At 44.5% G+C, this 12,621-nt stretch carries 7 protein-coding genes; 1 reads left to right on the forward strand and 6 read right to left on the reverse strand.

The features are described 5' to 3' along the window. Positions 1-234 precede the first annotated feature (234 nt). From BK120_RS18535 to BK120_RS18555, 5 genes are all read right to left on the reverse strand, one after another. Positions 235-1,392 carry a GntR family transcriptional regulator gene (locus tag BK120_RS18535; RefSeq protein ID WP_076268994.1) on the reverse strand — a complete coding sequence of 386 codons (1,158 nt, stop codon included), beginning with the start codon at positions 1,390-1,392 and terminating at the stop codon, positions 235-237. 312 nt (positions 1,393-1,704) lie between these two features. Then, entirely contained in the window at positions 1,705-2,778 is a 1,074-nt protein-coding gene (locus BK120_RS18540; RefSeq protein WP_076268995.1) for a LacI family DNA-binding transcriptional regulator, read from the reverse strand. A gap of 12 nt (positions 2,779-2,790) precedes the next feature. Further along, entirely contained in the window at positions 2,791-4,080 is a 1,290-nt protein-coding gene (locus BK120_RS18545) for an ABC transporter substrate-binding protein (protein ID WP_076268996.1), read from the reverse strand. A gap of 17 nt (positions 4,081-4,097) precedes the next feature. Then, positions 4,098-5,948: a cache domain-containing sensor histidine kinase gene (locus BK120_RS18550; protein ID WP_076268997.1), complete on the reverse strand. Its 1,851-nt coding sequence runs from the start codon at positions 5,946-5,948 to the stop codon at positions 4,098-4,100. A gap of 20 nt (positions 5,949-5,968) precedes the next feature. After that, positions 5,969-6,730 (reverse strand): SDR family NAD(P)-dependent oxidoreductase, encoded by a 762-nt coding sequence (locus BK120_RS18555; RefSeq protein ID WP_076268998.1) that lies wholly within the window; start codon positions 6,728-6,730, stop codon positions 5,969-5,971. A gap of 290 nt (positions 6,731-7,020) precedes the next feature. Here BK120_RS18555 and BK120_RS18560 point away from each other — a divergent pair, with 290 nt between their 5' ends. Then, positions 7,021-7,953, forward strand: a complete 933-nt coding sequence (locus BK120_RS18560; RefSeq protein WP_076268999.1) for an ArsR/SmtB family transcription factor — start codon at positions 7,021-7,023, stop codon at positions 7,951-7,953. 93 nt (positions 7,954-8,046) lie between these two features. On the opposite strand, the gene BK120_RS18565 is transcribed toward BK120_RS18560, so the two are convergent. Continuing rightward, positions 8,047-12,468: a DUF4855 domain-containing protein gene (locus BK120_RS18565; RefSeq protein ID WP_076269000.1), complete on the reverse strand. Its 4,422-nt coding sequence runs from the start codon at positions 12,466-12,468 to the stop codon at positions 8,047-8,049. Between the last annotated feature and the right edge of the window lie 153 nt (positions 12,469-12,621).

Genomic DNA, 12,621 nt, shown 5'->3' on the forward strand with positions numbered 1-12,621 from the left:
AGTTCTATATTTCATACAGGCTTTTTCCCATACATGCCTATCGACTTCAAATTGTTAGCGTTTTCAGATCGTACTCGCGAATCTATTCAAAACTTCGCTATATGACTTTTGCAATCAAGCTTTATAAACATTCGTCTTATTCATAATATAATATATAGATTCAATATATTCAATATATAAATAAAAAAATCTTTTCCTTAGCGGAAAAGATTCTCAATTTTATCGCTTATTCAATTATTGAACAGGTCTTGGTCCAGTCGTTTGGCGGATAACCAGCTCAGGATTAAGCAGCGTTTTGCTATATCTATTGTTTGGGTCTACCCCATTCTCAATAATATTGATCAGCGTGCTTGCTGCACGATAACCCATATCATGCTCAAACTGATTGATATGTGTAAATAAGCTGAACTCATCTACGATAGATGTCGGGTCATCGAAGCTGATAATAGACAAATCCTCAGGCACGCGAAGCCCCGCTTGCCTAGCCATTTGATAAATTCGAACAGCCAGCCTTCCGTTAAGCGTAATATAAGCAGTAGCCATTCGGTTGCGAATATAGCGGTATAACGGGTGCTTCTCCGCATCCTCAAGACTACTAACATTAAAATCGGTAATAATATGAGCCGGATTAATGAGTGCGCCTTTGTTTTTCAAAGCGTCCATATAACCTTCAATCCGCTCCTGTACCGTAACCGTTTGCAGCGGAGAATCTGAGCAAATCGCAATTTCCCGGTGCCCAAGCTCCCACATATATTCGACTGCAAGGCTTGTTCCAAGCCTTCCATCCGCAGCGATATAATTGGTTTCTACGCCAGGCAGGAAACGATCGATAAGTACAAAGGGGTAGCCATTGAACTTCATATTTAATATTTCTTCGTTATAATTCTCTTCATCTACGGGAAATACAAGCAAACCGTCTGTACCAAATTCCTTGAGCGTCTTAAACGCTTCTTTCTCTTTATCCACATCGCCCTCAGACAGCAAAATCATGCTTCGGTAGCCCTTTTCTCTTAGCGCCCTCTGCACTCCCTCAACTAAACGGATGGCAAAATAATCATAAATAGATGGCATAACGAGACCAATCATACGCGTTTTATTCTGGGTTGCCGCTCTTTCTAAACCAACTGTCGGCGTAGCCGGTACAATCTCATCAACTTCTACCGGCCCATCATTGCTGACGAAGCTGCCCTTTCCCGGTACCCTTGAAATGATTCCATCGTTCGCAAGTCCGACCATCGCATTCACTACAGTTATTTTACTGACGTTAAACAACTTCATTAGATCTTTTTCGGTCGGAATGCGGTCCCCCGCCTTCAAGCCTTCCGTAGCAATCAACTCGCGGATATAATCCTGGATTTTCTGGTAAAGCGGCGTACGGACTGTTGAATTCATTTGCTATCACCAAGCTCCATATTAATATTTGTAATATATAATATAGGTTAGCCTCTTTTTAGGCAATACCTACATCTTTGTCGAATGAAGTAAATCACCCTTCTTTGGAACTAAGGAAAACGCTAATTTATAGCTTTTTTCCTATACATCGGGCGTTTTTAACCACTTTTCTTGTCGAATATCGCGAATTTTGTATATATAATATATACAATATATATTTTTAAATGTATTCGAAATCGTTATCAATATGACAAATCATACGCAATTTATCCATTTAAACCTCATTGTTCATGCATCAACCTATGTCCTAAGTCATGCTTTCACCTGCGCTGTTGACTCTCGGTACAAGATCTCTCCAGCTACAAGCAGCTTCTCCATCGGCTCCTGCTTGTTCGCTATTCTGCTAATCAGCCTCTCTACCGCCCGCTTGCCAAGCGCCTCCTTAGGCACATGCACCGTCGACAAAGAAGGTGTCATGCGATAGGAATCGTCAATGTTGTCATAGCCTGTAATAGACACCTCTTCCGGCACCGCAATACCTAGCTCCTTCATGGCGTCAATTGCACCGATACCGATCATGTCATTTGCACAAAGAAGCGCCGTTGGCATCGTCTTTGCCTTGAGCCTTTTGATTGCCCACTGTTTTATCGGCTCTTGAAACTGCTCATGCTCAAAACCTTCAACGGGAAGATAACAGTCATTGCTCATTTGAAACTTAGGCTCTACCAGAGCCTGCTCCTCCAATACACTTCGGAACCCAAGAAACCGATCCTTAAAGCTCCGCGAATAATTCATATCCCCAATAAAGCACAGCTGCGTATGTCCTTTACCAATCAAATGTTTCGTCAAGCGATACATTGAATCATAATTGTTCGTAAACACCGTATCACTAGGAATCAACATATCCTCATGATCCACGAGCACCATTGGCAAGCCGATGCGATGCACCTCTAGCAGCAGCGGAGTTGAAATTTCTCCCACGCCGATAAGCCCCAATATGCCATTCGGGTTCAAGAAATGAAGGAAATGATCGACGCTTTGCTCTGACACAATGACCATGCCATAACCATCTTCTTCCAATCGGGAAGCAATCCCATCGAGGATTCTTCCCCAATACAGCGACTCCTTCGTTTGGAAGCGAATATTAGGCATAAGCACAAGCACCGATTGTTTGTGGGCGGCAGGCGTTTTGGGAAGCTGCTCAAGCTTCATTGTTTTCACATAAGCATTCTTTTGCGTAAAATAACCCAGCTGCGATGCCGCTTGAATAACCCGCTCCTGTGTTGCCTCACTGACGCCGCCTTTGCCAGAGAGCGCCTTCGAGACAACAAACTTTGATACGCTTAAATAATCAGCAATTTGCTGCATTGTAACCTTGTTTGACATCGGTAGTCCACCTTAGCTTTCAGTAATGGTTCGCGCTTCTTTCCAGCGCCTATTGTATTCGGTAAACACCTTCTGCAAATCTGGAGAGGCAATCCACTCTTGAATATAATCGCCGGACCAAAATGCAATTTGAGCTGTATTCGCAATTTCAAGCAAGAGGTCGTCTGGCACTCTTCGCTCCAGAAATTCGATGTTGAACGATAAAAACTGTTGAAATTGCGGCAAGGAAGGCTGCTTATCCTCAATCACAGGCAAGAAACCCGAATCATCAACATAACCAGATTCGTTTACAAAAAATTTGACCCACGCCTCGGCAAGCTCTTTATTCTCGCTAAATTTGCTTACGCCCACAAACCAATCCGGGCTTAGCGGCGAGAAGCGCTTCTCGCTATTGTCGTAAGGGAATGGGAAAAATCCGATATCTTCCGATTTCGCACCCGCTGCAATAACTTGATTAATGACCCAGTTACCCATTAAATACATGGCGGCTCTACCGTCAGCAAGCTCTTTTTTGGATGTTTCCCATTGATTCGTGAGCAATTGGTTTTCCACATAACCTTTTGATATTAATGTTTTGACGATGGAAATTGACTGTCCCCATGCATTATCAATAGTCCACGGCTCGTCCGTGTTGACCATATTATTTAAATAGTCGGCATTGCCAGTCATATAGCTGACTAAATCCTCTCCCCAAGTCATAAGCGGCCACTGAGCGCCATAGTTCAGATAGACAGGCACAATGCCGGCTTTCTTTAGCTTCTCGCATGCTGCATAAAACTGCTCCAAGGTCGTTGGAATTTGTGTAATGCCTGCCTTTTTGAAAGCTTGCTTATTATATACGATCCCTGTCGTGGAAGCGCCGGTAGCAATGCCAAAGCGTTGTCCAGCATATGCTTTAAAGTCTGCAAAATGAATATGCTCAAACAAACTGTCGCTTAGCGGCTCAAAATAATCAGGCAAATCTTCATTTTTAATATTGTTCGGAAGCAGCAGCACATCGCCTAAGCTTCGAGTGGATAAGCGCAGCATAATATCGCTGGCATAATTGGTTATGCCCTCAAACTTGACCGTTACGCCAGGATTCAGCTGTGCAAATTGATCCGCATATTTTTGAAACACGCCATTCTCCATCAGATCAACACGATTGGTCATTACGTTAATCGTCACATTTTGATTAGCTTGTTCCTCTTTGCTAACAGGCTCCTTTTCCTTTTCGCTGTTGACTTGTGTCTTCTGGCATCCCGTCAAGCCTATGCTGGACAAAAGAACAATAAGCAGCAGCATACAAATGTATTTGTTCATGCAGCGTCTCTCCCTCATTATAATGGAAACTGTAAAATAACCTCGGTGCCTTTATCCCGTTCACTGGTCACCTTCAAGCCATACGCGTTTCCGTAGTGGAGCTTGATACGCTCGTTTACATTTTTCAAGCCGATTCCGCCTGATTTGCGCTTGACGACCGCTTCCTCCGATCCTGCAAGTGAACGGTTTAAGCGATCTAATGTATCCTCATCCATGCCAAGCCCATCATCTCTTATCCGAAGCAGCACACCATGCGGCGTACGCTCGCTGCTCATCACAATTCTCATCGAAGCCTTATTGTCATCCATGCCGTGATAAATTGCATTCTCGACAATGGGCTGCAGCACAAGCTTAATCATAGGATACTTCAGCATGTCATCGGTTATATGCGTTTCTAAATGGAAGCGGTTCGGATAACGATAATTAAGCATTTCCACATAGTTGCGCATATGCAGAACCTCATTCTCCAGCGTTACTTCCTCATGCAAATCGCTTATGCTGTATCGCAGCAGCTTCCCGAGTATGGCAATCATGTCGGCTGCGATCTGATCGTCGTTCAGCTCAGCCGCCATTCGTATCGATTCGAGCGTATTATACATGAAATGCGGATTGATCTGGCTTTGCAGCGCGTGCAGTTCAGCTTCCTTCTTCTTTGTTTCCATCAAATAAATATCCTGAATGAGGTGATCAATTCGGACAATCATTCGGTTGAACTGATTGCCTAGCTGGCCTACCTCGTCCCGATATTTCACTTGAAACTGAACGTTAAAGTCACCCTCCTGCACGTTCTTCATCAATCGCATCATTTTGCGGAGCGGATTCGTTAGTGCAAAGGAAAACACAACCGATATGAAAAGCGCGACGATAATCGTAATAATCGTAGCAATCCAAGTTACGTTGCGAATGACAACGGCATCTTTCGTCAGCTCACTATCCGGAATGGAGGTCATTACCTTCCATTTCGTATTGGGCGAGGTCGTATAAATGTATAAACGATTAACACCATCACGCTCAAAATAAAAGCTCCCCTTCGTGCCCTTTGCTTGGGCTACCGTAGGATCACTCATAATGTTTGTGGCCATTCGCTGCTTGTCGCTATCATAAACGACATTGCCGAGCTCATCGATAATGACCGATTTTCCATTTGTCACCTTGTCGAGCTCACTCATTTGATCCTCAATGACGCTAATATTCGCATCCACCGCAATCATGCCGATAGGCTTAAGCGATTTATCAATCACCTTGCGAACGACGGTAAACGCATATTTGACGCTCTGCAAATTGCTCGTATATTTTTGCGTGCTGAACAGTCTCGCTTCACCGCCGGAAGTATTAATGAGCTCTCGCCATTTCTCATAGCTCTCCTTCACGTTCAGCCGAATGCCGCCGCCTGCTGTTGAATAATAGCCATTGCCGAACTGATCAAATATATAAACCGAGTTGGCGCCGCGTTTTATCGTATTGATGAACGAAATATTTCCCTCTATGCCTCGCTGGATCAAGAGCAGAAGGTCAAAATCGTCAGGCACCTGATTGCTATTATCGATCGACGTTTGCTGCCTTTTCTCGTAATAGCTGTTTGAGAGAATCAGATTTTGTTTGATATCGTTCTGGTACGCTGGAATGGAGGAAATACGTATCATATCCTCGATATAATCGTCAACACGAACCATCATGTTCTCAAGCATCTTGGTCGAATAAACAATCGTTTTCTCCTCAATCGAACGCGAGTAATTGCTATATGAGATGTAGCCTATAAACGATAACGGCAGCGTGATTAGAAGCAGGAAAACGATAAAAAGCTTCCCCTCCATTCTCATGCTGCCTAAAGCTGCCCATATGCGCCACAATCGTTTTCTGGGGCTCATCCTCTTAACTCTCCCTTATTCTAGATGGCAGGCATAACGTTTCCGCCGTTTACAGGAATGTAAGCGCCAGTTATAAAGCTTGCTAGATCCGATGCTAGAAAAGCGACCGTATTGGCAATCTCTTGGTCCGTTCCTCTGCGTTTAAGCGGAACGTTTTGTGAATAAGCAAGGTTCTCCTCCGTACCGGTGGCACGATCGCGATCACTGATGGTCCACCCTGGCGCCACCTGATTAACCGTAATTTGATGCTCCCCAGCTTCTTTCGCTAACACACGATAGACGCCATCCATCCCGCGTTTCCCAGCTGTATAGGCTGATTGTCCCGCAAAATTTTGCATCGCGCATTCGGTGTTGATGCCAATGACTCTACCGCCGCCCCGCTCGATCATCGCTGGCACAAAAGCTTTTGCTAAAAAGACGCTTTGCAATACGCAGGATTCGAATTGGCTGACGTAATCAGCAACAGGCTGTTCTAGTATGCTTGTCCATTGGTACTGAATGACCGCGTTAGCGACAACGATGTCTACATGGCCGAGCTCCTCTGTTACCTTAGCTTTCATTTCATTAATATGCTGTTCATTCGTTACGTCTGCTTGTACGATCATCGCTTTTCTGCCCATAGCTGTAATTTCCGTCTGCAATTCTTTGGCCTTTGCTTCGTTATTATTGTAGTGCAGAACGATGTTAGCGCCGCAGCTTGCCAGTGTACGTGCCATAACCCGTCCTAAATCGCCAGTAGCTCCTGTGATTAAAGCTGTTTTATTAGAAAGATCAATTTGCATGAATAAGGTCACCTTTCTTTATGGAAACAGATTTGTTAGATCATTTGCTAATAATTATGCTACCAAAAAATATTCATTTTATAAAGCTTATCCAAAAAAAATGAATTTGTACACACAAGTAAACGATACGGCGAATTAATTTACAATATGGTTATCTTCTTCATGGCTTTCAGCGGCTATTTCAAGCAATATTCCTTGTGATTTCGACTATTTTCATGTATATTACAGACTATAGCCTACTCTAAACATTCACATATGTATTAATAATAACTCTTATTCGGAGGTAACCCTTGAAAATCGAGCTATCAGAGCAAAGCCTGCCTATATTTGAGGCTATATCGAGTAATGTACGTATTCAAATGATTCACCTGCTCTCCAAAAAATCAATGAACATTCGCGAGCTGGCAGAGGCTTTAGGCTTAAGCAGTGCAATCATGACAATGCACGTAAAAAAGCTCGAGAAGGCCGGAATCATCAAATCCGAAATGACTCCTGGCAAAGGCGGTGCCGCTCAGAAGGTGTGCTCGCTTAGCATGGATGGACTTGAAATAGCATTCCCCCGCAAGGACGTCGTACAGCGCGAGTCAAGAAGAACCGAGGTTTCCATCGGACACTATACCGATCTCAACATCGTTCCTACATGCGGCATTTGCACGACGGAAAAGGTTATCGGAATTTTCGACGACCCCCGCTACTTTCTTGATCCCGATCGCGTGAACGCCAAAATATTATGGTTCTCGCAAGGTTATATCGAATACAAAATTCCTAACTTCCTATTAACGAGCGAGAGTCCAGACGAGCTCGAAATTTCGATGGAAATTTCGTCTGAAGCGCCTCTCACCAATATGAACTGGCCTTCGGATCTTACGTTTTTCTTTAATGGTGTAAATGTTGGCATGTGGACGAGCCCTGCCGATTATGGAGGAAAAGGCAAGCTTAACCCACCTTGGTGGTTTGATGATGTCAACCAATTCGGGTTATTGAAGCGGTTGATTATTAAGAAGGATGGCACTTACATGGACGGCCTTAGGCTCTCGGATGTAAGTCTCGACCAGATTGATATTAGCAACAGTCACTGGACGTTCCGCATTGCGATTTTGGAGGATGCTGAGCATATTGGCGGCTTTACTTTATTCGGCTCTGGTTTCGGAAACTATAATCAGGATCTCATTTTCAAGCTGTACTATACGAAGCTGGCGCAAGAGGATCGGACAACCGTCTAATCTGCTAGATACGAAGAAAAGAAGAGGAGCCCCGCTTGGGGCTCCTCTTCTTTATCTTGATTAAGCTGCTTCCTGTCATACTGCCTCGTTAATCTATTCTTTCTCTGATAGCAAATTCAATATTCGGTAAAGAAAAACTGCTGTTTCAGCACGAGTAGTATGACTGCTTGGCTTGATCATGCCGCCATCGCCTTGAATGAGCCCTAGCTCAATCATGCCTGCTATGCTGCCGGCTGCATAATCTGGCACCTTATCTGCATCCTTGAAGCTGCTGAGCGATGCAATATCGCTAGGTAGCTCTAACGCTTCCGCTGCCTTTAATGCCCGCGCTGCCATAACCATCATATCTTGCCTTGTCATCTTTGCTTTCGGCTCAAATCGTCCACCTTCCATGCCGGTAACGATACCTAGCTTCTTGGCAATAGCCACTGCATCATAATAATAATCCTGTGGCTGAACATCTGTAAATGTATCGCTTGCCTCCGCTTTCAAGCCTAGCGCTCTTACAAGCATTAGAATAAAGTCTGCTCGGCTTACCTGTACAGCCGGGCTGAAGGTTGCAGCCGATGTTCCTTTTACGATACCTAAGGCAGCCAACTTCTCAACCGCTTCCTGCGCCCAAGAGTATTTGCCGAGATCTGTAAAGGCTGCTGTAGGCTGTTTATAAAATACTGCATAGATCCCCATACGGTCTGTTTGGAACCTGATACGTTTATCTGAGTCTGAATAGGCTGCTGAAGCAATTGCTGATGCTGTTCCTTGTTCATTAATGGACAAAATACCGATTCTTGACGCTGTCTCGCTGCCTGTTAACAAATACGGAACCGTAACGATAATCGGTGCTTTTGCATTGTTCCATGTATAAGCCTTTCCATCCAATAGCGCCGAAAGCTCAACGACTGCTCTTTCACCTACCTGGATCTGTACATCCTGCTTCAACGTTTTAAGGTCCCGCTCGCCAATGATAAGACGCAGCTCCTTGCCAAGCTCTGCTGACTTAACCAGCATCTGTCCAGAAAGCAAAATCGTTGCTTTAGGCGTCGTTACTTCAATAAGCAAGTTAGGATGGTCAGATAAGAAGGATACAGGAAGATCCAATGCATATTTCGCTGCCTCGCCGTTTTTCTTAAGCACAATCGTTGCTTTCAGCTTTCCGTCTTTATCTGCTTTCGCCCGAGCTATCGCTTTCTGCAGGTCTTGTTCACTGACCACACCGACAGCCATCGTTCCGCTCGGATCAAGCTTAGTGCTCATTTCCACTTTGACAGAACCATCTGCTTGCAGCTGGAACAAGTCAGGAGTGGAAATAACCGAGTCCCCGCCTCCTCCACCAGTCGATGCTTTCTTGTATTCAAAAGTAACCCGCTTAGGCTCGCTCATATCATCTAATGCTAGATACGCCTCATAGATACCCTCTGCATCACCTGTCAATGTAAAGGCGAATTGAAAGTTTCCTGCTTCTGTACTCGTCGTCTCAGCTGTGTAATTCACCTTGCCTTGTGGATCAAGCACCTTCAAGCTTACTTTTGTATGATCGCCATTCACCACTAACCCATCAATTGTTACCTTTTTTGCCGCAGTATCTAGTCCTGCTTTAAGTCCTTCTATCGTCTTAATAAGCTCAATCTCTTTCTTGTATTCAAAAGTAATCTTCTCCGGCTCACTCATATCATCTGTTGCTAGATAGGCCTCATAGGTTCCCTCTAGTTCACCTGTAAGTGTAAAGTCGAATTGGAAGTTTCCTGCAGCTTCACTCATCTTCTTCGCTTCATATTGAACTTTGCCTTGTGGATCGACGACTTTCAAACTTACGTTTGCAAGATCGCCATTCATCACTAGACCGTCTAAAGTTACTTTTTTGGATGCCGCATCTACCGTAGTTTTAATTCCTTCAATAGACTTGGCTTCTTCTGCTCCCGATAAGTGATAAACGCCAAATTCATAGAACGAATATCCGTAAAATGTTGCTCTTTCTATCCCTTCAAATTTAATGTATCTAGCCTTGATAGGGTCAAAATGAACCGTTTCTTTGCCGTCTTTCGCCGTAATTACGCCAGCATTTTCCTTGATCACACTCTTCCAATTTTGCTTATCATCGGAGACGAGTAATTTATAGGTTTTTGCGCGAGCGTATTCCCAATCAATCGTTACAGTGTCCATCTCCGTCACTTCTCCGAGATCGACCTGGAACCATGTGTTGTTCAGCAGTTCACTTGCCCATCTTGTTGAAGGGAATCCATCAACTGCTCTCCCCGGAGCATAATTTGGATTATCAGCTTCTACTGTAGATGCTTCCGCGGCCTTATTCTGTGCCAAATTTCCAAGCAGGTAATAGACGTCTTCCTTCAGCGTGCTGTACGCCCCGTCTGTAATCATATGCTCTTTTTTCAGAAGCTCCAGCTTCGCATTAAAGCCTTTTAAGTACTTGGTAAACTTCGTCTTGTCGTTTCCTTCGAACCGGCTCATCATCTCCAAATAATTGTTCAGCGAGCGAGCTGCTTCGTCATTCGTGATTTGTTTGGTTTCCTTGTAGCTTTCAATTAATGTTTTCAAATCGGATGCGCTGGTACCCGCTTCAATCACATAAAATGTTTTCTCCGATTTGCCTGCTGCTACGGTAATGACAAGCTCATGTTTTCCTGGCTTGCCTGCCAAATTTACAACCGTTCCTTCTGTGTAAGGCTTGCCATTAAAGGTAGCAGTTACTTTATTCAATCCGCTTCCATCATCATTGATTAATTTCCATGTAAACGAAACGGGTTCTCTTTCCGAAATAGCCACTCCGCTTTGAAGCACTTGGCCATTCATTTGTACTTCTGCCTTTGGAGGGGCAGCGTTGTTCGCTTGATACGTTCCATTTATAAATTGATAGAGCCAATCGTACAAAATGCGTGTTGCAGGATCAGCACTTACCGCCGTATCAAATACAGCATTATTACCTTGGTAGTAGGCTTTAAAGGCTGATTGCATAAAGCCGGTTTGGACGCCGCTGTTTAAATAATCAACATATCGCTCCCTAAACACGCCATCAGTCACCATACGATCATCAAACTCGAGCTCAACGCCCATCCCATACTGCTTCGCTATGTTCGTGGCGTCTTCCAGACGATCCTCATCCAATGGCTCGAAAAAGTAGTTTGGCTGGAAGGCTACTGCATCTATCCCAACATCCTTCCACATATGGCTTTTGTAAGCTAAGAAGTGCGGTATCCAGAAAAGCTTCAAGTTCTGAGCATGCACTTTATTACTCGTCGAACGAATTAAATCCGGCCCTGTCGCGCTTGTACTGATTTGTTCCTCCAGCCAGTACATGCCGGCAAGCTCAAGATGAGAGTAGTGGTTTAATGCCCATTTTTGTTCCGCTTCATTTAACCACCACTGTATCGCTTTCTCTCTATTTGCATACGCTTTCATTTCTCCAACTTCAGAAGCATTGAAGCTTTCAGATATACCATCACCGTCAATATCTCCGAAATCGTTCACATACTCGCCTGGGTCTGGAATCATTAAAACAACCTTCACCTTATGATCAGGCTGATTCAGCTTGCTTCCAACTTCCATCGCCGCTTCGTTTAGCTGCTGCATATCGCCTGTTTCTGCAAATGTTTTGTTCAGGTACCATTTCCAGTCCTCCAGTGTAGCTCCTCCGCCAAACGCATTTCCGGCCGGCGATGTAAGTCCAAGATAAAGAACGCCGTCAAAAAGCCAATCCACTGGTTCTCCGGCCCCATCTACGTAACTGATATTAGGAATAATCCGATCCTTCGTCCAAGTACCCTTATCATTCGCATATTGTCCGTTATAGAGCAATCCAAGATTACGAATGCCAGCCGTTGCTTCTCCCGGCTCTAAGTAGCTCGGCTGCTCAGCGGCAACTTCTTCCGCTCCTTCCACTTTACCATCTGCGCCCCAAATTTCGATTTCATCAATGAAGGTCCAAGCTCTCGTATGCATCGAGAAGGTTACTTTCACATAACGGGCATAAGCCATCTCCGCATCAGAATTCCCGCTTTTGATGCCATCTCTGCTTCCATTCCAGTCATATACCTCTTCTCTTGGCGGACCATCCCCCCAAAGCAGCTTGGTTGAATTGTGTGAAAGCGTTCCCCAATTTTCTTTGTCGTCGGAGACGTACATTGAGACCGTCAACGGCACAAGCATCGTGTTGTCAGGCCAATCCTGCAAAAATCGCGCTTTAATGCTGGAAATAGATTTTTTCTCCCCTAAATCAAACACAACCTCGCGAGTCATCTTCTTCACATGTCCTACCCAAGCCGGGTCCGACATATCCAACTTGCCATAAATGCCATCCGTCAGCTTATTATGATCATCCGGGTACTTAGCCTCCGGCGCTTCGGACCATTCATATCCAAGCCCCGCAGCAAGATTACGGAATGCAGACTGTCCCTGAACCTGTCCCTGATCTTGTCCCGCTTCCGCTTGTACTGCCGGAACCAGTGTCAACAACAGGGCACTTATCAATGCGATAGCTATCCAGCTTTTACTTCTTTTCATTAATGACAGCTCCCTTTCTATTCTCAAATAAAGAGACTACTAAACATGTAATACAATAGGTTTCATTCAAGCCTGCTTTAAGTCTTTTGCAGCACTCAATCCCCCTTCCTAAGATTCCATCGCAACCGATATAGAAGCTTGCAGCCATGTTCT

It is taken from the genome of Paenibacillus sp. FSL A5-0031, assembly GCF_001956295.1.
In the GTDB taxonomy this organism is placed as follows: Bacteria; Bacillota; Bacilli; order Paenibacillales; family Paenibacillaceae; genus Pristimantibacillus.

Bases quoted from the DNA above. Each gene is read 5' to 3' on its own strand.
- BK120_RS18535 (WP_076268994.1), bottom strand. From the start codon at position 1,392: ATGAATTCAACAGTCCGTACGCCGCTTTACCAGAAAATCCAGGATTAT.
- BK120_RS18540 (WP_076268995.1), bottom strand. From the start codon at position 2,778: ATGTCAAACAAGGTTACAATGCAGCAAATTGCTGATTATTTAAGCGTA.
- BK120_RS18545 (WP_076268996.1), bottom strand. From the start codon at position 4,080: ATGAACAAATACATTTGTATGCTGCTGCTTATTGTTCTTTTGTCCAGC.
- BK120_RS18550 (WP_076268997.1), bottom strand. From the start codon at position 5,948: ATGAGCCCCAGAAAACGATTGTGGCGCATATGGGCAGCTTTAGGCAGC.
- BK120_RS18555 (WP_076268998.1), bottom strand. From the start codon at position 6,730: ATGCAAATTGATCTTTCTAATAAAACAGCTTTAATCACAGGAGCTACT.
- BK120_RS18565 (WP_076269000.1), bottom strand. From the start codon at position 12,468: ATGAAAAGAAGTAAAAGCTGGATAGCTATCGCATTGATAAGTGCCCTG.